Source organism: Reyranella sp., assembly GCF_965279625.1.
Classification (GTDB): domain Bacteria; phylum Pseudomonadota; class Alphaproteobacteria; order Reyranellales; family Reyranellaceae; genus Reyranella.
Genome location: NZ_OZ257251.1, coordinates 721,285 through 742,129 on the forward strand (window position 1 = coordinate 721,285; position 20,845 = coordinate 742,129).

General features: G+C 66.0%; 21 protein-coding genes and 1 tRNA gene. 8 read left to right on the plus strand and 14 right to left on the minus strand.

The window, feature by feature from the left end; translation table 11 throughout:
• Positions 1 to 40 precede the first annotated feature (40 nt).
• The 6 genes from ACQY78_RS03370 to ACQY78_RS03395 form a co-directional block, all read right to left on the minus strand.
• Positions 41 to 116: transfer RNA gene (locus tag ACQY78_RS03370), tRNA-Glu, on the minus strand.
• A 42-nt stretch (positions 117 to 158) separates the two neighbouring features.
• Entirely contained in the window at positions 159 to 1,979 is a 1,821-nt protein-coding gene (gene recJ / locus ACQY78_RS03375; protein WP_428682745.1) for a single-stranded-DNA-specific exonuclease RecJ, read from the minus strand.
• 62 nt (positions 1,980 to 2,041) lie between these two features.
• A complete protein-coding gene (glpX, locus tag ACQY78_RS03380; protein ID WP_428682747.1) occupies positions 2,042 to 3,040 on the minus strand; it encodes a class II fructose-bisphosphatase in 999 nt (332 codons plus the stop codon).
• Positions 3,041 to 3,070: 30 nt separating this feature from the next.
• Positions 3,071 to 4,363: a homoserine dehydrogenase gene (locus tag ACQY78_RS03385; protein WP_428682749.1), complete on the minus strand. Its 1,293-nt coding sequence runs from the start codon at positions 4,361 to 4,363 to the stop codon at positions 3,071 to 3,073.
• Between the two features lie 25 nt (positions 4,364 to 4,388).
• Complete coding sequence (locus tag ACQY78_RS03390) at positions 4,389 to 5,645, minus strand: LL-diaminopimelate aminotransferase (protein ID WP_428682751.1); 1,257 nt, start codon at positions 5,643 to 5,645, stop codon at positions 4,389 to 4,391.
• A 19-nt stretch (positions 5,646 to 5,664) separates the two neighbouring features.
• Positions 5,665 to 6,417: a hypothetical protein gene (locus ACQY78_RS03395; RefSeq protein WP_428682753.1), complete on the minus strand. Its 753-nt coding sequence runs from the start codon at positions 6,415 to 6,417 to the stop codon at positions 5,665 to 5,667.
• A gap of 194 nt (positions 6,418 to 6,611) precedes the next feature.
• Here ACQY78_RS03395 and ACQY78_RS03400 point away from each other — a divergent pair, with 194 nt between their 5' ends.
• Positions 6,612 to 8,426: a PHA/PHB synthase family protein gene (locus ACQY78_RS03400; RefSeq protein ID WP_428682755.1), complete on the plus strand. Its 1,815-nt coding sequence runs from the start codon at positions 6,612 to 6,614 to the stop codon at positions 8,424 to 8,426.
• On the opposite strand, the gene ACQY78_RS03405 is transcribed toward ACQY78_RS03400, so the two are convergent.
• From ACQY78_RS03405 to ACQY78_RS03425, 5 genes are all read right to left on the minus strand, one after another.
• Positions 8,423 to 8,719, minus strand: coding sequence for a hypothetical protein (locus tag ACQY78_RS03405; RefSeq protein ID WP_428682757.1), 297 nt, complete (start codon positions 8,717 to 8,719; stop codon positions 8,423 to 8,425). The genes ACQY78_RS03400 and ACQY78_RS03405 overlap by 4 nt on opposite strands.
• A 56-nt stretch (positions 8,720 to 8,775) precedes the next feature.
• Positions 8,776 to 9,312 carry a gamma carbonic anhydrase family protein gene (locus ACQY78_RS03410; protein WP_428682759.1) on the minus strand — a complete coding sequence of 179 codons (537 nt, stop codon included), beginning with the start codon at positions 9,310 to 9,312 and terminating at the stop codon, positions 8,776 to 8,778.
• Between the two features lie 82 nt (positions 9,313 to 9,394).
• Positions 9,395 to 9,874: a 30S ribosomal protein S9 gene (gene rpsI / locus ACQY78_RS03415; protein ID WP_425065781.1), complete on the minus strand. Its 480-nt coding sequence runs from the start codon at positions 9,872 to 9,874 to the stop codon at positions 9,395 to 9,397.
• 1 nt (position 9,875) lies between these two features.
• Positions 9,876 to 10,355, minus strand: coding sequence for a 50S ribosomal protein L13 (rplM, locus tag ACQY78_RS03420; protein ID WP_425065780.1), 480 nt, complete (start codon positions 10,353 to 10,355; stop codon positions 9,876 to 9,878).
• A 116-nt stretch (positions 10,356 to 10,471) separates the two neighbouring features.
• The gene (locus ACQY78_RS03425) at positions 10,472 to 10,891 is read right to left on the minus strand and encodes a PaaI family thioesterase (RefSeq protein WP_428682762.1); all 420 of its coding nucleotides are present in this window, start codon (positions 10,889 to 10,891) and stop codon (positions 10,472 to 10,474) included.
• 33 nt (positions 10,892 to 10,924) lie between these two features.
• On the opposite strand from ACQY78_RS03425, the gene ACQY78_RS03430 reads away from it, so the two are divergent.
• Together ACQY78_RS03430 and ACQY78_RS03435 are read left to right on the plus strand one after the other, a co-directional pair.
• Positions 10,925 to 11,722 carry an enoyl-CoA hydratase gene (locus ACQY78_RS03430; RefSeq protein ID WP_428682764.1) on the plus strand — a complete coding sequence of 266 codons (798 nt, stop codon included), beginning with the start codon at positions 10,925 to 10,927 and terminating at the stop codon, positions 11,720 to 11,722.
• A 72-nt stretch (positions 11,723 to 11,794) separates the two neighbouring features.
• Positions 11,795 to 12,772: a Bug family tripartite tricarboxylate transporter substrate binding protein gene (locus ACQY78_RS03435; RefSeq protein WP_428682766.1), complete on the plus strand. Its 978-nt coding sequence runs from the start codon at positions 11,795 to 11,797 to the stop codon at positions 12,770 to 12,772.
• Positions 12,773 to 12,851: 79 nt separating this feature from the next.
• Here ACQY78_RS03435 and ACQY78_RS03440 read toward each other — a convergent pair whose 3' ends face one another.
• Positions 12,852 to 13,640, minus strand: a complete 789-nt coding sequence (locus ACQY78_RS03440) for a class II aldolase/adducin family protein (protein WP_428682768.1) — start codon at positions 13,638 to 13,640, stop codon at positions 12,852 to 12,854.
• Positions 13,641 to 13,777: 137 nt separating this feature from the next.
• Here ACQY78_RS03440 and ACQY78_RS03445 point away from each other — a divergent pair, with 137 nt between their 5' ends.
• From ACQY78_RS03445 to ACQY78_RS03465, 5 genes are read left to right on the plus strand one after another with little or no spacing between them, the layout of a single operon-like run.
• On the plus strand, positions 13,778 to 15,094 hold the full coding sequence (locus tag ACQY78_RS03445; protein ID WP_428682770.1) for an NtaA/DmoA family FMN-dependent monooxygenase: 1,317 nt from the start codon (positions 13,778 to 13,780) through the stop codon (positions 15,092 to 15,094).
• 26 nt (positions 15,095 to 15,120) lie between these two features.
• Positions 15,121 to 16,224: an ABC transporter substrate-binding protein gene (locus ACQY78_RS03450; protein WP_428682772.1), complete on the plus strand. Its 1,104-nt coding sequence runs from the start codon at positions 15,121 to 15,123 to the stop codon at positions 16,222 to 16,224.
• Between the two features lie 19 nt (positions 16,225 to 16,243).
• Positions 16,244 to 17,359 (plus strand): ABC transporter ATP-binding protein, encoded by a 1,116-nt coding sequence (locus ACQY78_RS03455; protein WP_428686321.1) that lies wholly within the window; start codon positions 16,244 to 16,246, stop codon positions 17,357 to 17,359.
• A gap of 8 nt (positions 17,360 to 17,367) precedes the next feature.
• The gene (locus ACQY78_RS03460) at positions 17,368 to 18,264 is read left to right on the plus strand and encodes an ABC transporter permease (protein ID WP_428682774.1); all 897 of its coding nucleotides are present in this window, start codon (positions 17,368 to 17,370) and stop codon (positions 18,262 to 18,264) included.
• Entirely contained in the window at positions 18,261 to 19,070 is an 810-nt protein-coding gene (locus ACQY78_RS03465) for an ABC transporter permease (protein ID WP_428682776.1), read from the plus strand. Before ACQY78_RS03460 ends, ACQY78_RS03465 begins: the two co-directional genes overlap by 4 nt.
• On the opposite strand, the gene ACQY78_RS03470 is transcribed toward ACQY78_RS03465, so the two are convergent.
• Together ACQY78_RS03470 and ACQY78_RS03475 are read right to left on the minus strand one after the other, a co-directional pair.
• Positions 19,048 to 19,587, minus strand: a complete 540-nt coding sequence (locus tag ACQY78_RS03470; RefSeq protein WP_428682778.1) for a peroxiredoxin — start codon at positions 19,585 to 19,587, stop codon at positions 19,048 to 19,050. The two genes, ACQY78_RS03465 and ACQY78_RS03470, sit on opposite strands and share 23 nt — an antisense overlap.
• An 84-nt stretch (positions 19,588 to 19,671) precedes the next feature.
• On the minus strand, positions 19,672 to 20,832 hold the full coding sequence (locus tag ACQY78_RS03475; RefSeq protein ID WP_428682780.1) for an NADH:flavin oxidoreductase/NADH oxidase: 1,161 nt from the start codon (positions 20,830 to 20,832) through the stop codon (positions 19,672 to 19,674).
• Positions 20,833 to 20,845 lie beyond the last annotated feature (13 nt).

Consider the following 20,845-nt stretch of genomic DNA (forward strand, 5'->3'; position numbering starts at 1 on the left):
GCGCCGCAGCGCTAATGCAAGGCCAAGCCATTGAAGAGCTTGGCGTTCCCTACGGGATTCGAACCCGTGTCGCCGCCGTGAAAGGGCAGTGTCCTAGGCCTCTAGACGAAGGGAACGAAGCCGAAGAGCGGCTGCAATACCGGCTTGAACGGGGAAAATCAAGCGAGCACAGAGCCGGTCGCCGCGGCGGCGTCATCGATTTGCAGACGCACCGTTTCGCGGCCGCCGAAACGGTCGATCCGGAGGGCACCGGCCACGTGCAGCACGGGCCGCGCAGAATCGAGCAGAGCGGGTCCCAGCGCGCTCTGGCCGGCTCGGAAGGCGATGGCATCGACCCTGCCGCGCTCGGCGCCGACCAGGGTGCAGCGAACATGCCCCTCGCCCACCGGCTGGGCGTAACTCACCCGCACCCCTGTCAGGGCGAAGCGTGGCTGGGCGTTGCCGGCACCGAACGGTCCGGCACGCTCGATCATCTCGACCAGTTCCCGCGTGGCCGCCGCCGGTGCCAGCGCCGCGTCGATTCCCAGTTCCCGAACCGGCGGTGCGATACCCAGCTGCGGGCCGATCCGCTCGTCCAGGAAGCGCGTCAATTCGGGCAGCGAGTCGCGCGCCACCGTCAATCCGGCCGCCATGGCATGGCCGCCGCCGTTGACCAGCAGCCCCGCCTGGCGCGCCGCGATGACCGCCGCGCCGAGATCGACGCCGCGCACCGAGCGTCCCGACCCCTTGCCGATGGCGCCGTCCATGCCGATCACGAAGACCGGCCGGCCGTACCGTTCGACCAGGCGGCTGGCCACGATGCCGATCACGCCGACATGCCAGCCCTCGCTCTCGACCAGAAGCGCCGATGGCAGGTCCTTGCGGTCCGGTCCGTACAGCCCTTCGATCCGCGTGATCGCCTGGTCCAGCACGTCGCGCTCGATGGCGCGGCGTTCGGCGTTGAACTCGTCGAGCCGCACCGCCAGCGCGCCGACCTCGTGCGGATCGTCGCTGGAGAGCAGGCGCGCGCCGAGATCGGCCTGGCCGACCCGGCCACCGGCATTGACCCGCGGGCCCAGCAGGAAGCCCAGATGGTAGGCCTCCGGCGCTTCCTTCATACGCGCCACGTCGGCCAGGGCCGACAGACCGGCATTGCCGCGTTGCGCCATGACCTGGAGGCCGGCTTTGACCAGCGCACGGTTGACGCCGAGCAGCGGGACGACGTCGCACACGGTGCCCAAGGCCACGAGATCGAGCCATTGCCGCAAATCGGGTTCGGGCCGCGACGTGCCATACCAGCCCGCCCCGCGCAGCGCGCGATTGACGCCGACGCACAGGAGAAAGGCGACACCGACAGCGGCTAGATGCTTGTGCGGGCTTTCGTCGTCGAGTCGGTTGGGATCGACCACAGCCACCGCGTCGGGCAGCGCGATCTCCGCCATATGGTGGTCGATCACGATGAGGTCGAGCCCGGCGCGCCGGGCCTCGCTGAGCGGCTCGAAGGCGGTGATGCCGCAATCGACCGTGACCACGACGGAAGCGCCCTCCTCCCTGATCTTCAGCAGCGCCGGCGCGTTGGGGCCATAACCCTCCTTGCGGCGGTCAGGGATATAGACGCCGATATTGCCGCCGACGGCCCGGAAGAAGCGCAGCAGCAGCGCCGAAGAGGTGGCGCCATCGACGTCATAGTCGCCGAACACGACGATGCGTTCGCCGGTCTGCACGGCCCTCACCAGGCGCTCGACCGCGGCGTCCATGTCCTTGAGATGCGACGGGTCCGGCAGGAACCTGCGCAAGGTCGGTTCGAGGAAATCCGCGACCGAGTCGAGCCCGACCTCCCGCGCCGCCAGGAGCCGGCAGATGGCGTCGGGCAAGCCATGGCGCTGGGCGATGGCCAGCGCCTTGCGCTCGTCGCCGAGCCGGGTGGCCCAGCGCTTTCCCGTCAGCGAGTGCTCGACGCCCAGAAAGGCCGGGCGTTCGATCCTTGATGAGTCGGACATACGGCCACCCTAGCCCAAAGCGCGGCAGAAGCGCGCCGGGACGTCGGCCGACGGAGCCGGGCTTACGCCCAGCTCGGCAGGCCGGTCTTCACCGAGAAATTGTGATGCGCCGAAACCCAGCGGACGGTGCCGGTCTTGGAACGCATGACGATCGAGTGCGTCTCAGCGCCGTTGTGGAAGCGGCGCACGCCCTTCAGCATCGACCCCGAAGTCACGCCCGTGGCCGCGAACATCACGTCGCCCTTGGCCATGTCGGTCATCGAGTATTTGCGGTTGAGGTCGGTGATGCCCCACTTCTTGGCGCGGGCCTTCTCGTCGTCGTTGCGGAACAGCAGCCGGCCCTGGATCTGGCCGCCGATGGCGCGCAGCGCCGCCGCCGCCAGCACGCCTTCCGGCGCCCCGCCCGAGCCCATGTAGATGTCGATTCCCGAATCGCCGGTCGAGGTGGCGATCACGCCCGACACGTCGCCGTCGCCGATCAGCATGATGCGCGCACCGGCGGCGCGGACCTTGGCGATGAGGTCGGAGTGGCGCGGCCGGTCGAGAATGCAGACCACCAGGTCGTTGACGTCGACCTTCTTGGCCTTCGCCAGGTCCTTCAGGTTCTCCGCCACGCTCTTGTCGAGATCGACGATGCCCTCGGGCAGGCCGCCGCCGACGGCGATCTTGTCCATGTAGACGTCGGGCGCATTGAGGAACCCGCCATGCTCGGCCATCGCCATGACGGCGAGCGAATTGGGCAGGCCCTTGGCGGTAATGGTCGTGCCTTCGAGCGGATCGAGGGCGATGTCGATCTTCGGACCGCCGCCCATGCCGACCTTCTCGCCGATATAGAGCATGGGCGCCTCGTCGCGCTCGCCCTCACCGATCACCACGGTGCCTTCGATGGCCAGCGAGTTGAGCGTCGTCCGCATGGCGTCGACGGCGGCCTGGTCGGCCATCTTCTCGTCGCCGCGCCCCATCAGCTTGGAGGCCGCGAGGGCCGCGGCTTCGGTCACCCGCACCGCTTCCAGCGCGAGGTTGCGGTCCATCTTTCCGGTCTGCTCTTTCGTGTCGGCCATTATTCCCTCCGCGGCGCCTCCCGGCGCCTTCTAGAACGTCTCGATCCTGATGACGCAAGGCTCCTCGGCGACGGCGCCGAGCTTCGCGATGCGCGCCAGGGCGCGGCGCATCGCAGCCTCTTCGGTCTCATGTGTGGTCAGCACCACCGGCACCTCGCCCGACTCCGAACGGCCGCGCTGCAGCATCGATTCGAGAGAGATCCGTTCCTTGGCAAGCGCGCCGGACACGGCGGCAATCACGCCCGGCCGGTCCTGTACCATCAGGCGAATGTAATAGGCGCCGACATGGCGATCGATGGGCGACGCCTTCTTGGTCGCAAGCCGGTCGGCCGGCACGACGAAAGCCGGCATGTGCCGCCCGCGCGCCACGTCGACGAGATCGGCCACGACGGCGGAAGCGGTCGGCCCCTGCCCGGCGCCACGTCCCTGGAACATCGTCGTGCCGACGAAGTCGCCCTCGACCACGACGGCGTTGAACACGCCCTCGATGTGGGCGATCGGGGTGTCGAGCGCGACCATGCAGGGATGCACGCGCTGCTCGATCCCATGGCGCGTCTCGCGCGCCAGGCCCAGCAGCTTGATGCGGTAGCCGAGTTCCTGGGCGAACTGGATGTCCATGGACGTCACGCGACGGATGCCCTCGACATGCACGCCGGCAAAGTCGACCCTCGCGCCGAAAGCCGCCCCGGTCAGCACCGCGAGCTTGTGGGCCGCATCGATTCCGTCGACGTCGAAGGTAGGATTGGCCTCAGCGTACCCGGCCGCCTGCGCCTCGGCCAGCACGACATCGAAGTCGCGGCCGGTCTCGCGCATGGTCGTCAGGATGTAGTTGCAGGTGCCGTTGAGGATTCCGTAGAGCCGCTTCACGCGGTTGCCGACCAGGCCTTCACGCAACGCCTTGATGATCGGGATGCCCCCGGCCACCGCCGCCTCGAAGGCAAGGATCGACTGCTTTTTCTCTGCCGCCGCGGCGAGCTCCGCGCCGTGCATCGCCAGCAGCGCCTTGTTGGCGGTGACGACATGCTTGCCGGAAGCCAACGCCTTCTGCACCAGCCGGCGCGCCACGCCCCCCGAGCCGCCGATCAGCTCGACGACGACGTCGATGTCCGGCGCGGTCGCTAGCGCCATCGGATCCTTCTCCCAGCGCAAGCCGGACAGGTCGATGTCACGCTTCTTCGCCTTGCTGCGGGCGCTGACCGCCACGATCTTGAGCGGCCGTCCGCCGCGCAACGCGAGAAGCCGGCCATGTTCGGCCAGCAGCTTCACCACGCCTGCACCCACGGTGCCGAGGCCGGCGATGCCGATCCTGAGAGGAGAATTCATGGGCGCCTGATACGACAGGAAAGGGTCAGGCGCGAGCCTTGATCGGTGTGATATTGTCCCCAACACCGCGCAGATAGAGGTCGATGGACCGGCCCGGGTCGGCCAGCACCTGCCTTATGTTGCGCACGGCCTGGCGGATCCGGTGCTTGTTCTCGACGAGCGCGATGCGGACATGCGCGTCGCCATGCTCGCCGAAGCCGATACCCGGCGACAGCGCCACGTTGGCCTGTGTCAGTAGGAGCTTGGAAAAGGCCAGCGACCCCAGCTCGACGAAATCCTTGGGCAGTGGTGCCCAGGCGAACATGCTGGCCGACGGCGACGGCAGATCCCAGCCCGCGCCGCGCAGCCCCTCGATCAGCACGTCGCGGCGCTCCTTGTAGGTATTGCGCGCCTCTTCGATGCAGTCCTGCGGCCCGTTCAGGGCGGCCGTGGCCGCCACCTGGATCGGCGTGAAGGCACCGTAGTCCAGGTAGGACTTGATGCGGGTCAGCGCCTGGATCAGCGTCTTGTTGCCGGCTGCGAAGCCCATGCGCCAGCCGGCCATCGAGTATGTCTTGCTCATCGAGGTGAACTCGATGGCGATGTCGCGCGCACCCGGCACCTGCAGCACCGATGGCGGCGGCACGCCGTCGAAATAGATCTCGGCATAGGCGAGATCCGAGAGGATCCAGATGCCCTGCCGTTTGCAGAAATCGACGATGGCCGCATAGAAGTCGAGGTCGACCACCTGTGCCGTCGGGTTCGACGGATAGTTCAGCACCAGCGCCAGCGGCTTGGGCACCGCATGCCGCACCGCGCGCTCGAGCGCCGGCAGGAATTCGTCGATCGAGGTCGAGCCCGGCACCGGAATGTGGCGCACCGAGCCGCCCGCGATGATGAAACCGTAGGGATGGATCGGATAGCTGGGATTGGGCACCAGCACCGTGTCGCCCGGCGAGGTGATCGCCTGCGCGAGGTTGGCCAGCCCCTCCTTCGACCCCAGGGTCACGATCACTTCCGTCTCAGGATCCAGATCGACGCCGAAGCGGCGCGCATAGTAGGCAGCCTGCGCCTTGCGCAGGCCCGGAATGCCGCGCGAGGCGGAATAGCCGTGAGCCCGCGGATTGGCGGCCGCCTCGGCGAGCTTGGCCACGATGTGAGGCGCGGTCGGCAGGTCGGGATTGCCCATCCCGAGGTCGATGACGTCCTGACCGGCACCGCGAGCTCGCGCCTTCATCGCGTTCACTTCCGCGAACACGTAGGGCGGCAAGCGCTTCAGCCGGTGAAATTCGGAGTCGTCCATGTCGTTCTTCCTTGGGCACCTAGGAGGCGATGATACCGTCGGCGGGCCGGTGGGCGGTATGGGTCATGTGAATCGGCTCGCCACCAGTCGGCGACGATTCCGCCTTGTTGGGATCGGCCGGAGGAGTCGGAGCGGCCGGAGGTGTCCAGTCGGGCGGTGGCGTGAACGCCTTGTTGGGGTCGGCGGGAGCAGCCGGCGCAGTCGGGACTGGTGCCGTTACGGGCGCTGCCGGCGTCACAGGCTCGGGCGCAGCGGATGGGGGCGGACTGGAAGGAGGCGCGATGGGCGCTGCGGTGACGGGGCCCGGCGGGGAGACCGGCGGTTGATCGGACGTGATCGTCCCTGCGCCAACCGGCGGCGCACCGACCGGAGCGGCCACCGGCGTCGGACCCTGCTGGGTCTCCTTGTCCTTTGCCTCCTTGTCGGCGGCTTCGCGCTCGAGCCGCTCCTCGCGGGCCTTGCGGTCGCGCTCCGCCTGATCCTTCTCCATGGCCTCCTTTTGGGCCTTCTGTCCGCCCTTGCCGGCAACGATCGAGCCGATCGCAGGGGCGGCGCGCTCCTCGACGGCGACGCCCGCATCGTATTGCTGGTTGGCCGGGGCCGGCGGAATGCTGGCGGACGGGGCCACGTTGCGTTCGACGCCGGGGCGCGGCGGCGGCCCGACGGGCGTGGAGCCACCGATCCAGTCGCAACCGGCCAGCATGGCGAGCGCGGACACGCCGAGCAGGCCGAGCCAGCGACCGCTGCCGTTCGTGTCCTGGTGTCGCTGCATCGTCATCACCTGCTGTGTACGCTGACCCGGTTTCCGCCTGTTTAGCGGAGACCGAGAGGAAATTTGACCCGTCAGTTGTCGCAGCCTACCTATGAGAGCGAGGTAGCGATTGGGGTCGGTACTAGCTATGGTACCGCCACGTTGAATTTACCGCAAGAAACGCCAAAAAGGCAATGATTCGGAAGGGGAAAAGCATGTCCGATACGCACGCCCCCACAGCCCTCGGCGGCCTTTCTGCGGAGGAATCCGAGAAGCTCCAGGAGGCCTTCAAGGAAATCGCCACGCGCAGCCAGAAGCTGCTGCAGGACTTTTCCCAGCGCTATCAGGCCGATGGGCAGCAGCCGACCGACCCGCTGCACCTCACCCAGACCTTCATGGATTTCACGGCCAAGATGCTGGCCGACCCGAACCGCCTGGTCCAGGCCCAGGTCGAGCTCTGGCAGCAGTACATGAAGCTGTGGCAGGTCACCGCCCAGCGCATGATGGGCCAGACGGTCGAACCGGTGGCAGAGCCTGCGCGCGGCGACAAACGCTTCAACGACCCGGCCTGGAAGGACGAGGTCGTGTTCGACTATCTGAAGCAGTCCTACCTGCTGACGGCGCGCTGGCTGCAGGGGACGATCAAGCAGGTCGAGGGTGTCGACGACAAGACGGCCCGCAAGGTCGATTTCTACACGCGACAGTTCATCGACGCGGTCTCGCCGTCGAACTTCGCGATGACCAATCCCCAGGTGGTGAAGGCCACCGTGGAGTCCAAGGGCGAGAACCTCCTCAAGGGTCTCCAGAACCTCCTGGGCGACCTCGAGCGCGGCAAGGGCAACCTCCTCATCCGCCAGACCGACATGGATGCCTTCAAGGTCGGCGGCAACGTCGCCACCTCGCCCGGCAAGGTCGTCTATCAGAACGACATCATGCAGCTCATCCAGTACGCGCCGTCGACCGACGAGGTCTACGAGGTCCCGCTGCTGATCGTGCCGCCGTGGATCAACAAGTTCTACATCCTCGACCTCAAGGCCGAGAACTCGTTCATCAAGTGGGCGACCGAGCAGGGCTACACCGTGTTCGTGGTTTCCTGGGTCAATCCCGACGAGCGCCTCGCGAAGATGGTGTTCGAGGATTATATGAAGCTAGGCCCGCTGGCCGCATTGGACGCTATCGAAAAGGCGACCGGGCAGCGCAAGGCCTCGGCGATCGGCTACTGCATCGGCGGCACGCTGATGGCCGCGACGCTTGCCTATATGGCCGCGCGCAACGATGACCGGATCGTGGCCTGCACGTTCTTCACGGCCCAGGTCGACTTCAGCGAGCCCGGCGAACTCGGCGTGTTCATCGACGAGGATCAGCTCGCGAGCGTCGAGGAGATGATGAGCAAGAAAGGCTATCTCGAGGGCAGCGAGATGGCGACGACGTTCAACATGCTGCGTGCCAACGATCTCATCTGGTCATTCGTCGTGAACAATTACCTGATGGGCAAGGATCCCTTCCCCTTCGACCTGCTGTACTGGAATGCCGACGCCACGCGCATGCCGGCGGCGATGCACAGCTACTATCTGCGCAACATGTATCAGAAGAACCTGCTCAGCCAGCCGGGCGGCCTGGTTCTCGACAACGTGCCGATCGATCTGCGCAAGATCAGCATTCCGGTCTACATCCAGGCCGGCAAGGAAGACCATATCGCGCCGTCGCGGTCGGTCTACAAGGCAACGCAGATCTACAGCGGTCCCGTCCGCTTCATGCTGGCGGGATCCGGCCACATTGCCGGCGTCGTCAATCCGCCGCGCAACAAGAAGTACCAGCACTGGCTGAACGAGACCCACAAGAACCCGCCGACCCTCGCCGAATGGCAGGCCGGCGCCAAGGAATTTCCCGGTTCGTGGTGGCACGACTGGGACAAGTGGCTGTCGGCGCTCTCGGGTCCGAAAGTTCCGGCCCGCGTGCCCGGCGCCGCCGGCCTCCCCGCGATCGAGGACGCCCCCGGCAGCTACGTGAAGGTGCGTTCGGGCGCCTAGCGGCTCCAGTCCGGTCCTGGAATGCCCATCCTCTTTTCGTGGAGGAGCTTCTCCATGAGCGCGATCCCTTCCGGGTAGTCGCCGTCGTCGCAATCGCTTTGCGCCCCGATGCGGGTCATGTTGCGTGCGCCGTCCGTAACGCCTTCGCCGCGGCTTTGACCGTAATAATCGAAGTACTTGATAAGCTGATCGCAGCGCGCCTTGCTGGGAGGAACCTGTGCAAATGCGACAGGCGCGGCAACTGCCGCAGCGATGAGCAGGAGGAAGATCGGCGGGACGAGAAGTGAGTGCATGCGCAACGAACGCCCGGGATCGCGTCGAGTTGCGGAACGCGCGCTCGTGCCGCGCCCTACTCTGCCGCTTTGGGGCGCTCGCCCCGGTAGGCCTGACCCAGCCGGACATACGCCGCCGCAGACCGCCGGAAAGACTCGATATCCTTCTCGGTGATGTCCCGCATCTTCACTGCGGGATTGCCGGCCCACAGCTCGCCCTTACGCACGATCTTTCGCGGCGTCACCACAGCGCCCGCCGCAACCATCGCGCCGGTCTCGACCACCGCCTCGTCGAGCACGGTGGAATGCATGCCGATGAAGGCATCGTCCTGCACCTCGCAGGCATGCAACAGCGCCAGGTGCCCCACCGTGACGTTGCGGCCCACGACGGTGCCGACGCCGCGCGCGGCGATGTGAATCACCGTGCCGTCCTGGATGTTGGAGTTCTCGCCGATCCTGATGCCCGGCCCGTCGCCGCGCAGGACCGCGCCGAACCAGATGCTGCAGTTCGCGGCGATCTCGACCTCACCGATCAACGTTGCGTTCGGCGCGATGAAGGCCGTGCTGTGGACCTGCGGCACGAAGCCGTTGAAGGGAACGATGAGACCGGACATCGGATCGCAACTCCACAAGACCAAGGGCCACAAAAACGAAGGGCGCCCTGAGGCGCCCTTCGAAGATATCGGAAACGCGACTTTAGCGCTTCGAGAACTGGAAGCGGCGGCGCGCACCGGCGCGGCCGTACTTCTTGCGCTCGACCACGCGGCTGTCGCGGGTGAGGAAGCCGGCAGCCTTGATGCCGCCGCGCAGGCCGGGCTCGAACTTGGTGAGCGCCTGCGAGATGCCGTGACGCACGGCGCCCGCCTGGCCCGACAGACCGCCGCCGGAAACCGTGGCGACGACGTCGAACTGGCCATTGCGCTGTGACACGTCGAACGGCTGCTGGATCATCATGCGCTGCGTCGGACGCGCGAAGTAGATCGTCTGATCGCGGCCGTTGATGGTGATCTTGCCGGTGCCCGGCTTGACCCAGACGCGGGCGACCGCGTTCTTGCGGCGACCCGTGGCATAGGCACGACCCTGCGCATCGATTTCCTTCTCGCGCGGAGCGCCAGGCGCCTGGTCGACCGTCGGGGCCTTCTTCAGTTCGGCAAACGATGAAAGTTCGGTAGCCATGTTAGCCGATCCTCGAGTTCTTGCGGTTCATAGCGGCGATGTCGAGCTTCTCGGGCTGCTGGGCCTCCTGCTCGTGGTTCGGTCCGGTGTACACGCGCAGGTTCTTCATCTGCGCGCGGCCGAGCGGCCCGCGCGTGATCATGCGCTCGACGGCCTTGATCAGGACGCGCTCCGGGAAGCGGCCTTCGAGGCGCTTGCCCAGGGTCTCGCCCTTGATGCCGCCGGGATGGCCGGTGTGCCAGTAGAAGACTTCGCGCTCGGCCTTGCGGCCCGTGAGGCGCACCTTCTCGGCGTTGATCACGACGATGTTGTCGCCGCAGTCGATATGGGGCGTGAACATCGGCTTGTGCTTGCCGCGCAGGCGCATGGCGATGATCGTGGCGAGCCGGCCGAGAACGAGGCCGTCGGCGTCGATCAGAAACCACTTCTTCTTGACGTCGGCAGTCTTGATGCTGGGAGTGGAGTGTGTGAGGGCGTGCATGAGTCTTTCTTCCAATGAGCGCGCGCTTATGGAGAGAGACCGGACCCTTGTCAACTCGGGGAAAATTATGACGTTAAATCAATAACTTACCTATGAGGTATTATATTACCTCCGATTTAAGCCTTGCGCGGTATGGCATATGTCACCGTGGCGTGCGCCACGGGCTCGGGCTTGCCGTCGCTCCAGATCGTGAAGTCGCCGACCGCCAGCGTCTTGCCGAGCTTCAAAAGCCGACCTTCCCCGATCAGGTCCGCAGGCTCCGGCTTGCGCATGAAGTTGATGTTCAGGTTGGTCGTGACCGCCAGCCCCACCGGGCCGAGCTGGCCCAGGATGAGCAGGTAGAAACCGCAATCGACCAGCCACATCAGCGTCGGGCCGGAGATCGTCCCGCCCGGCCGCAGATGCCGCTCGTGCGTCGGCAGGCGCAGGCGAATGATCCTGTCGTCGAGATGCTCGATGGCGAGGCCGAGATGGGCGGCCTGCGGAAAGTGCTCGTCGAGGAACGCCATCAGCTCGGCTGGCGACATCACCGGCATGACGCACCTGCGCTCTTCCCATAGACTGCTGCCATGATCGCCGCCTCCAACGAACCCGTCCTTCTGCGCCGCGACGAGGGTCGCGTCGCCTTCCTCACGCTCAACCGACCGCGCGCCATGAACGCCCTCTCCGGCGATCTTATAGACGCGCTGCAGGTGGAACTCGACAGGCTGGCCACGGACAAGGATATCCGCTGCGTCGTGATAGAGGCGCAGGGCGACCGCGCCTTCTCGACCGGCCACGACCTGCGCGAGGTCGCCTCGACCCACGACTATGCCGTCCATCACGACCTGATGACGCGCTGCTCGGCGATGATGCTGTCGATCGGCCGCCTCCCCCAGCCGGTCATCGCCAAGGTGAAAGCGGTCGCGACCGCCGCCGGCTGCCAGCTCGTCGCCGCCTGCGACCTCGCGGTCGCTTCGAGCACGGCGACCTTCGCGACCTCAGGTATCATCAACGGCCTGTTCTGCGGCACGCCCTCGGTCGCGGTCGGCCGCACCGTCGGACCCAAGCGCGCGCTCGACATGCTGCTGACCGGCCAGTTCGTCGATGCCGCGACGGCGCTGCGCGACGGGCTGGTGAGCCGCGTCGTCGCGCCCGCCGACCTCGACCGCGAAACCAGGGCGCTGGCCGACCATATCGCCGCCCAGCCGCCGCAGCAGATTTCCTCCGGCAAGGCGATGTTCCGCAAGCACATGGAGATGACCGTCGAGCAGGCCTACGCCTACGCGACCGACTTCATGGCGGGCGCCCTGCAGCGCGAAGATGCGCAGGCTGGCATCGACGCCTTCGTGAATAAGAAGCCGAAGCCGGAGTGGACGGGGAAATAGCCCGGAGAGTTGACGGCCTGCGACGCAAGATCGATTACTCCCCGGGACAACAAGAAAAACGGGAGGACGACCATGCGGGCTATGAAAATATCGCGGCGTGCGGCCATCGCGTCGGCGCTGGCGAGCATTGCAACGACTGCTGTTCCGGCGGTCGCGCAGGACTTTCAGCCGGGCAAGCCCATCGTCATCGTCGCGCCGTTCGGGCCCGGCACGACCAACGACATCATCGCCCGCCTCCTCGCGCAGGACATGACCGCAACCCTGGGCCAGAGCGTCATCGTCGAGAACAGGCCCGGCGCCACCGGGAATATCGGCGTCGACTATACGGCCAAGGCGCGGCCGGATGGCCATACCGTGGTGATCTCCTCGCTAAGCAACATCATCAACCAGGCCACGGGCAACAACACGGTCAATCTGCTGAATGACCTCACGCCGGTCAGCTTCACGGGCGGCGTCTACTATTCGATGTTCGTGCCCAACGAGCTGCCGGTGAAGAGCGTCGCCGAGCTGGTCGACCTCGCGCGCCGCGAGCCCGGCAAGATCAACTTCTCGGGTTTTGCCGGCGGTGTGCCGCAGTTCCTGGGCGAGATGCTCAATCGCGCAGCGAAGATCGACATGGTGATGGTCCCCTACAAGAGCACCACCGACGCGTTGAACGACCTGCTCACCAACCGCATCCAGGTCTGGTTCACGCCCGTCGCGTCGGGCGTGCCGGTCCACAACGCGAAGCAGGCGCGCCTGCTCGCCGTCACCGGCGAGAAGCGCGCGGCCGCGCTGCCCGACATTCCGACCTTCAAGGAGCTCGGCTATCCCGACATCGTGGCCGACGTATCGTTCTACATGATGGCGCCGAAGGGAACGCCGCAGCCGATCGTCGACAGGCTCTACCGCGCCGTCGACAAGGCGATGGAGAGTCCCAAGGTAAAGGAATCGTTCCGCGTCCAAGGCATCGAGGACCGGCGGGGTGGCCCTGCGGAGCTGGGCGCCTATATCGCCCGCGAACTCGGTCGCTGGACGGAAATCGTCAAGCTCTCGGCGCCCACGAAGTAACGCCCTCTTCCCGAATCAGAAGAGCGCGCCTCGCGGCGCGCTCTTTTCGTGTGCAGGGCCGACGATCGGTGCCTCGGGACTACTGCCGCCAGTCGGTGCCCTTGCCCTCGATCTGGCGCAGCGCGGCCTTCCAGTAAGTCATGCCGTATTCCGGATTGGCGCGCTGCTGCTTGGCGCGCTCGCCGTACTGGCGGATCACGTCTTCCTCGATCGGCGCGGCCTCCTCGTCGAGGCTGCGGGCGATGACCTCGACCTCGCAGGCGCGCTCGAGCATATACATGCGCCGCAACGCTCCCGGAATCGTGCCGCCAACGGTCAGCAGGCCGTGATTGCGCAGCACCACCGAGTTGCCGCTCTGGCAGGAGACGCCAAGCGCATCGCACTCTTCCTGAGACGTCGGCATGCCGTACTCGTGATAGACGAGGTCGTCGTATACCGAGAGCGCATCCTGGCTGATCGGGCGGATGCCCTTCTTGAGGACCGAGACACCGGTGCCGGCGCGGGTGTGCGTATGCATCACGCAGTTTGCATCCGGCCGTGCCTTGTAGACGCCCGAATGGATGGTGAAGCCGGCCGCGTTGAACTTACCGTCCTTGGCGTAGACGTTGCCGTCGATGTCCATCTTCACGAGGCTGGACGCGGTGATCTCATCGAACAGGTCGCCGTAATTGTTGATCAGGAAGCACTTGGGCTCGCCCGGGATGCGCACCGTCATGTGGGTGTCGATCGTGTCAGTCCAGCCGAAGTGATCGGTGATCCTGTAGAGTGCAGCGAGGTCGCAACGGGCCTGCCATTCGGCTTCGGTCATATCGAGCTTGTCGGATTGCATCACCGTATCCATCTCGCGCTCCTGCTGTGTTTCGGCCACGCCGCAGACCTCATCGTAACGCAACTTGCGTTGCCGTGCGATCAGGTCTTTCCCCCTTGCAACGCAGAGCCGCCCTGCGAACTCCCGGCACAGTATTTGCGTCCAGTCTGCCGAGCAGGCGGCATCGGAGGGCGTTCGTGGCGACCAACCCATTTCATCTCGCGTGGTTCTTGCAGGGCTCCAGTGTGCAGGCGTGGGGAGAGCCCTGGACAGGGCACATCGGGACGACCTGGGAGCAGCCGGAGCTGTTCCTCGACATGGCGCGCACCCTGGAACGGGCCTGCTTCGACTACATCCTTCTCGAAGACTCGTCCTATGTCGGAGAGAGTTTCGGCGGCTCGACCGAAATCTACCTGAAGAAAGCGATCGCGGTGCCGCGGCAGGACCCGTCGGTGGTCGCGGCCCTGATGACCCAGGTGACCTCGCGCATCGGCATCGTGCCGACTTTTGGCACTTATGCTTACCACCCCTATCTCTTGGCCCGCCTCATGGCGACGCTCGACCAGGTGTCGGCCGGCCGCGCCGGCTGGAATGCCGTCACCGGCAGTTCCGACTTTGCCGCGATGAACTTCGGCATGCCGGGAATGCCCGAGCATGACCTGCGCTACGACATGGCCGACGAATACATGGAGGTGGTCCGAGGCCTGTGGGGCTCGTGGCAGCCCGGCGCGATGATTGCCGACCGCAAGAGCGGCAACCTGATCGACCATACCAAGGTCCACGCCGTGAACTACGAGGGCAAGTACTTCAAGACGCGCGGGCCGCTCAATTCCGGCCCCAGCCCTCAGGGCCGGCCGGTCATCGCCCAGGCCGGCGGATCGCCACGCGGCCGCCGCTTTGCCGCTGCTCATGCCGATACGATCGTGGTCAATGCCAAGGGCATCGACGCCATGCGCGCCTATCGCGACGACGTACGCAAGCACATGGTCGCGCTGGGCCGCAACCCGAGCGACTGCAAGGTGCTCTACCTGATCAACCCGATCCTCGGCGAGACCATGGAAGAGGCACTGGAGCGCAAGAAGAAGCGTGAGGGTATGGCCCAGGCCAACATCCAGGAGCGTCTCGCCCACTTCGGCAAGGTCACCAACATCGACTTCGGCAAGTTCGACCTCGACAAGCCGCTCCCTGACGACGTGACCACCAACGGTCACCAGCTCAACCTCGAACAGTTCCGGGCCCTGGCCAACGGCCGCTCGATCCGCCAGACGATGGCCTCGTTCAATGCGGTCGATCTGTCGATCGAGCTCTGCGGCACCTGCGATTCGGTGGCCGCGCGCATGGGCGAGGTCATGCAGGAGGTCGGCGGCGACGGCTTCCTCTTCTCCATGCCCAACGTCAACCGCCGCACCCTGGCTGAGATCGAGGACGGACTGGTCCCCGCCCTCCAGGATCGCGACCTGGTGCGCAAGGCCTACGAGCACAAGCAGTTCAGGGAAAATCTCCTCGCTTACTGATCCAGCCAACGGGAAGGACGGCATCCATGAGCAAGAAGACCATCGGCAGGCGCACCACCCTTGGCCTCGTCGGCGCAGGCCTCGTCTCGGCCCCCTTCATCCGCCCGAGTTTCGGACAGGCCGCGTGGCCCGAGCAGACCACGGTGCCCGATGCGCTGAAGGGCAGCGGTGAAGTCCGCATCGCCACATTCGGCGGCACCATGCAGGAGGTCCAGCAGAAGGCCTATTTCGAGCCGTTCGAGAAGATCACGGGCATCAAGGTGCGTGCCTTCCCGGGTTCCGACGCGACCAAGATCAAGGCGATGGTCGATACGGGGAATGTCGAATGGGACATGGCGCAGCTAAGCCGTGGCTCGATCATGAACCTCCAGAAGCGCGGCGATTATTTCGAGAAGATCGACTACGACATCGTCGATCCGGGCGTCGAGCCGCAATATCGCTTCGAGTACGGTCTCGAGATGCTGGTCTGGGCGCAGGTCCTCGCCTACCGCACCGATGCCTTCAAGGGCGCCGTCCCTTCTGGCTGGGCCGACTTCTGGGATACCAAGAAATTTCCCGGCGATCGCGCCATGTTCGGCACCAACAGCGGCGGCTGGCCCGAGATGGAGTTCGCGCTGATGGCCGCCGGCGTGCCGGCCGACAAGCTCTATCCGATCGATGTCGACAAGGCGCTGGCGAGCTACGCCAAGATCAAGAAGGACGTCTTCAAGTGGTGGGATACCGGCGCCGTGCCGATCCAACTACTGACCGACCGCGAAGTCACGATGACCACGGTGTGGAACGGCCGCATGGCCGCGCTGCAGGCAGCCGGCGTCCCGGCGGCGATCAACTGGAACCAGGGTCTGCTCAAGCGCGACGCCTGGGGCATTCCGAAGGGCGCCAAGAACAAGGTCAATGCGATGAAGTTCGCGGCCTATTCGACCATGGCCATTCCGCAGGCTCGCGTCTGTCTCGGCATTCCCTATGGCTCGGTGAACGCCAAGTCCAACGAGTACATCCCGGCGGAACGCCTGGCCGTCCTGCCGAGCGCACCGGACATCAAGAAGCAGCTCGTCAACTACAACTACGACTGGTGGATCGACAATCGCGAAACGGTCATTCCCAAGTTCAACAAGTGGCTGTTGAGCTGACGCCGTGACCGGCGCTGGCATGAACGGAGCCGGCTCCGCCTCGGGCAGCGGTGCGTCGGTGACGCTCTCCAACCTGGAGAAGACCTACGATCGCGCCAACGCCGCCAAAGCCGTGGACGGCGTCTCGCTAGACATCCGCTCCGGCGAGTTCCTGACGATGCTGGGGCCCAGCGGCTCGGGCAAGACCACGACCCTGATGATGATCGCCGGCTTCGAGACGCCGACCGCCGGCGACATCGCGATCGACGGCAAGTCGGTCGTCGCCATGCCGCCCTACCGGCGCAACATCGGCATGGTGTTCCAGAACTACGCCCTGTTCCCCCACCTCACCGTCGAGGAGAATGTCGGCTTCCCGCTGAAGCAGCGCGGCGTGCCCAGGGCCGAACGGGCGAAACTGGTCGCCGAGGCGCTGGAGCTCGTGCACCTGCCGGGATACGGCGCGCGCTATCCGCGCCAGCTCTCGGGCGGGCAGCAGCAGAGGGTCGCCGTCGCGCGGGCCGTCGTGTTCAAGCCGCGCCTGCTGCTGATGGACGAGCCGCTGGGGGCGCTCGACAAGCAGCTCCGCGAAAACCTGCAGCTCGAGATGCGGCGGCTCCATGCCGATCTCGGCATTACCTTCATCTACGTGACGCACGACCAGGAAGAGGCGCTCACCATGTCCGACCGCATCGCCGTCATGAACGACGGCAAGGTGGCGCAGGTCGGAAGCCCAGAGGATCTCTACGACCGGCCCGACAACCGTTTCGTCGCGGGCTTCATCGGCGAATCGAATTTCCTGCCCGCGATCGTGCGCGGGCTGGAGGACGACGTCGTCATCGCCGAGTGTGAAGGCACCCTGATCCGCGCCCTCTGTCCCGGGCGGCCAGCGAGCGGCGACAAGGTGACGCTGACCACGCGGCCCGAGCGCCTGCGCTTCGCCGACGGCGCCTGGGCTGGGGCGGAGGCACGGCACAATCGCCTCAGCGTCACCGTCACCGAGGCCGTCTTCGCCGGCGAGCGTTGCCGCTACATGCTGCAGGCCGGTGACGGCACATCGATCGTGCTCAAGGAACCGTCCAGCGCCGCCATCCGCCGCCGCGCCGTGGGCGAGCGGGCGGAGATCGCCTGGTCCGTCGCGGATACGATTCTTGTCTGAGGTGCACCTTGTCTGAGGCCGTGCAGCCCGCCTCCCTTGCCCTCGCGGTCAGCCGGCCGCAGACGGCGCCGTTCGACTGGCGCCGAGCGGTGCCCTTGCTGCTGGCGGCGCCGCTGCTCATCTACATGCTGATCTTCTACGCGCTGCCGGTGGTGGCGATGCTGCTGCGCAGCGTCAATGACCCGACCTGGACGCTCGCCAACTATGCGACCCTGTTCGAAGACGTGGTGTTCCAGAAGACGTTCTGGATCACGCTGAATACCTCCGTCATCGTCACCCTGGGCTGCCTGATCCTGGGCTACCCGGTGGCCATGGGTCTCGTGCGCTCCAGGACGATGGCGCCGTTCATCCTGGTGATCATCCTGCTGCCCTTCTGGACGAGTGTCCTCGTCCGCAGCTACGCTTGGATGGTGCTGCTCGGCCGCCATGGCCTGGTCAACGAAGCGCTGATGGCGCTCGGCATGATCGACCGTCCGATTCGCATCCTGAACACCACGCTCGCGACGCAGATCGCGATGATCCACATCCTCCTGCCCTACATGATCCTGCCGATCGCCAATGCGCTACGGCAGATCGATCCTTCCCTGATCCGCGCCGCCTCGGGGCTCGGCTCGACGCCGTTCATGACCTTCCGGCAGGTGATCCTGCCGCTGTCCATGTCGGGCGTCGCGGCGGGCACCCTCCTCACCTTCGTGCTGGCGCTGGGCTTCTACATCACGCCCGCCATGGTCGGCGGACCGCGCGACATCACGCTCTCGATGCTGATCGCCCAGCAGGTCGACCAGCTCAACTGGGCCTATGCCGCCACCCTCTCCGCGATCCTGCTGGCGACGGCGCTCGCCATTCTCGCGGTTGCGCGCAAGCTGCCGGGCGTCGGCAACGCCTTCAAGACGAGCGTGCGATGAGGGTGGCGAGCATACTTTCGGCCAGCATCGTCGGGCTGATCCTGTTCTTCCTGGCCTTCCCGATCGTCGTGGTGGCGATCGCGTCCTTTTCGTCGGCGACCTACCTCACCTTTCCGCCGCCCGCCTTCGGCTTGCGCTGGTACGAGGCCTATTTCAGCAATCCCGACTGGCTGAAGCCCACCTGGGTCAGCATCTGGGTCGCGTCAGCCGTCGTCGTCCTGTCGACGTTCCTTGGCACCCTGGCCGCGCTCGGCCTCGCGCGCCTGCCCAAGGGAATGCGCATCTTCGCGGCCGGCCTCATCCTGTCGCCGCTGATCGTGCCCGGCATCGTCGTGGCGATCGGCATCTACTACGCCTATTCGCGTTACGGGCTGGTCGGCACGCCGATCGCTATGGTGCTGGCGCACACCTGCCTCGCCGTACCGTTCGTCGTGACCAGCGTGACCGCGAGCCTCTCCGGCATCGATCCGCGGCTGGAACAGGCCGCGCTCAGCCTCGGCGCGACGCCCGGCGCCACTTTCTTCCAGGTGACGTTGCCGCTGATCCAGCCCGGCGTGCTCGTGGGCGCCCTGTTCGCCTTCATCACCTCGTTTGATGAACTGATCGTGGCGCTGTTCATCTCGGGAACCGGCGCGGTCACCCTGCCGCGCCGCATGTGGGACGATCTGCGTTTCCAGATCGATCCCACCATCGCCGCCGTCTCGACGCTGACGATCGTGCTGACGGCCGCGCTGATGGGCGCCGCGCATCTTCTGCGCAAGCGCGCCGAGCAGAACCGGATGGCTACTTCTTCTGCAGCGCCTTGACCGCCGCCAACGTGTTCTCGACATGCTTGTCGGGATTGCGATCGGAGAAGGCGTAGACGATCTTTCCGTCCGGCGCGATGACGTAGGAAATGCGATCGGCGATGCCGACGCTGCCGACACGGATCAGCGCCGAGTCGTAGGCCTTGATGACCTTGAGATCGGGATCTGCGGCGACCGGGAACTTGCCCGAGCAGGCCTGCGTCGAGAATTTGTGCAAGGTGCCGATATCGTCGGCCGACATCCCGATCAACGTCGCGCCCATCGCGTTGAACTGCGCTGCCGCCTCGGCGAACTCGTGCGCTTCTGCGGTGCAGCCGGTCGTGAAGGCCTTGGGGAAGAAGTAGAGGACCACCGGCCCCTTCTTCAGGGCATCTGCCAGCGAGAACGTATAGTCCTTGCCGTCGAGCGCCGCCTGCGCCGTGAACACCGGCGCCGTGTCGCCGGGCTTCAGGGCCGCCCAAACCGGTGTCGCAAGGACACAGGCGAGAGCGAAGGCCGTCGCCGCAATCCGCTTCATGATCTTCTCCGCCAGAATTCGAGGGGGCGGAGAACATAACGCACGATGCGGCGCGGTGGTGTCACGACGGAGTGAGTTGGCGTCTCACTCGGCGTTGAGGCCCTTCATGTAGGTCGACGGCACGACCGACTTCACCGACTGTGCACGCTTGGCCAGCCAATAGGCCTGCGCCGGCGGCACGGACGCGAATTTCGGGTCGACGCCCAGCTTCTGCGCTGCATCCATGGGCCAGTTCGGATTGTAGAGAAGCTCGCGTGCCAGGGCGATCAGGTCGGCGCGGCCTTCCTGCAGGATCTTCTCCGCCTGGTCGGCATGCACGATAAGGCCGACGGCCATGCTCAAGATGTCGGCATCGTTCTTCAGCCGGTCTGCATAGGGGACCTGATAGCCGTAGGTCACGGGACCGGTGCCCACCACCGGCGCGCCGCGCATGCCGCCCGAGCTGCAGTCGATCACGTCGACGCCTTTCGGCTTGAGGATCTTCGCCAGCGCCACGCTCTGGTCCGGGCCCCAGCCGGCATCGTCCTCGACCGAGAAGCGCACGAAAAGCGGCTTCGAGGCCGGCCAGTGCGCGCGCACGCTCTCCACGACCTCGATGGCGAAGCGCATGCGATTGAGCTCGCTGCCGCCATACTGGTCGTTGCGCACGTTGGAGAACGGCGAAAGGAACTGATGGATCAGGTAGCCATGCGCCATGTGGATGTCGAGCACGTCGAACCCGGCCTCGTGGGCGCGTCGTGCCGCCTGCCCCCAGCGCTCGACCGCTTGCGGGATCTCCGCCAGCGTCAGCGCCCGCGGCGTCGGATCGGTGTCGGGCGAATTGATGCCGCTCGAGGAAACGAGCTCCCACTGGTCCCAGTCGTCGATCTCCGGGGACGGCTTCAGCGGACCGCCGCCTTCCCAGGGCCGGGAGCGCCGGGCCTTGCGGCCGGAATGGCCGAGCTGGATGCCCGGCACGGAATTATGTAGCCGGATGAAGTCGACGCAGCGCTTGAGGCCGGGAATGAACGCATCGTCCCACAGGCCGAGGTCTCCGACCGTGCCGCAGCCACGTCGCTCGACCTTGGTTGATTCCATGATGACGAGGCCGGCGCCACCGGCGGCATAGCGGCCGGCATTCACCAGGTGCCAGTCGGTCGCGAAGCCCTTCTCCGCCGCGTATTGATGCATCGGCGCCACGACCACCCGGTTCTTCAGGGTGACGTCGCGGATGGAAATCGGCTCGAACAGCATCGGACCGGCCATGTATAATCCCCCC

Excerpts from the sequence above, each read along its gene's own strand:
- recJ (WP_428682745.1), bottom strand. The coding sequence starts at position 1,979 with ATGTCCGACTCATCAAGGATCGAACGCCCGGCCTTTCTGGGCGTCGAG.
- glpX (WP_428682747.1), bottom strand. The coding sequence starts at position 3,040 with ATGGCCGACACGAAAGAGCAGACCGGAAAGATGGACCGCAACCTCGCG.
- ACQY78_RS03385 (WP_428682749.1), bottom strand. The coding sequence starts at position 4,363 with ATGAATTCTCCTCTCAGGATCGGCATCGCCGGCCTCGGCACCGTGGGT.
- ACQY78_RS03390 (WP_428682751.1), bottom strand. The coding sequence starts at position 5,645 with ATGGACGACTCCGAATTTCACCGGCTGAAGCGCTTGCCGCCCTACGTG.
- ACQY78_RS03395 (WP_428682753.1), bottom strand. The coding sequence starts at position 6,417 with ATGCAGCGACACCAGGACACGAACGGCAGCGGTCGCTGGCTCGGCCTG.
- ACQY78_RS03400 (WP_428682755.1), top strand. The coding sequence starts at position 6,612 with ATGTCCGATACGCACGCCCCCACAGCCCTCGGCGGCCTTTCTGCGGAG.
- ACQY78_RS03405 (WP_428682757.1), bottom strand. The coding sequence starts at position 8,719 with ATGCACTCACTTCTCGTCCCGCCGATCTTCCTCCTGCTCATCGCTGCG.
- ACQY78_RS03410 (WP_428682759.1), bottom strand. The coding sequence starts at position 9,312 with ATGTCCGGTCTCATCGTTCCCTTCAACGGCTTCGTGCCGCAGGTCCAC.
- rpsI (WP_425065781.1), bottom strand. The coding sequence starts at position 9,874 with ATGGCTACCGAACTTTCATCGTTTGCCGAACTGAAGAAGGCCCCGACG.
- rplM (WP_425065780.1), bottom strand. The coding sequence starts at position 10,355 with ATGCACGCCCTCACACACTCCACTCCCAGCATCAAGACTGCCGACGTC.
- ACQY78_RS03425 (WP_428682762.1), bottom strand. The coding sequence starts at position 10,891 with ATGCCGGTGATGTCGCCAGCCGAGCTGATGGCGTTCCTCGACGAGCAC.
- ACQY78_RS03430 (WP_428682764.1), top strand. The coding sequence starts at position 10,925 with ATGATCGCCGCCTCCAACGAACCCGTCCTTCTGCGCCGCGACGAGGGT.
- ACQY78_RS03435 (WP_428682766.1), top strand. The coding sequence starts at position 11,795 with ATGCGGGCTATGAAAATATCGCGGCGTGCGGCCATCGCGTCGGCGCTG.
- ACQY78_RS03450 (WP_428682772.1), top strand. The coding sequence starts at position 15,121 with ATGAGCAAGAAGACCATCGGCAGGCGCACCACCCTTGGCCTCGTCGGC.
- ACQY78_RS03455 (WP_428686321.1), top strand. The coding sequence starts at position 16,244 with ATGAACGGAGCCGGCTCCGCCTCGGGCAGCGGTGCGTCGGTGACGCTC.
- ACQY78_RS03465 (WP_428682776.1), top strand. The coding sequence starts at position 18,261 with ATGAGGGTGGCGAGCATACTTTCGGCCAGCATCGTCGGGCTGATCCTG.
- ACQY78_RS03470 (WP_428682778.1), bottom strand. The coding sequence starts at position 19,587 with ATGAAGCGGATTGCGGCGACGGCCTTCGCTCTCGCCTGTGTCCTTGCG.
- ACQY78_RS03475 (WP_428682780.1), bottom strand. The coding sequence starts at position 20,832 with ATGGCCGGTCCGATGCTGTTCGAGCCGATTTCCATCCGCGACGTCACC.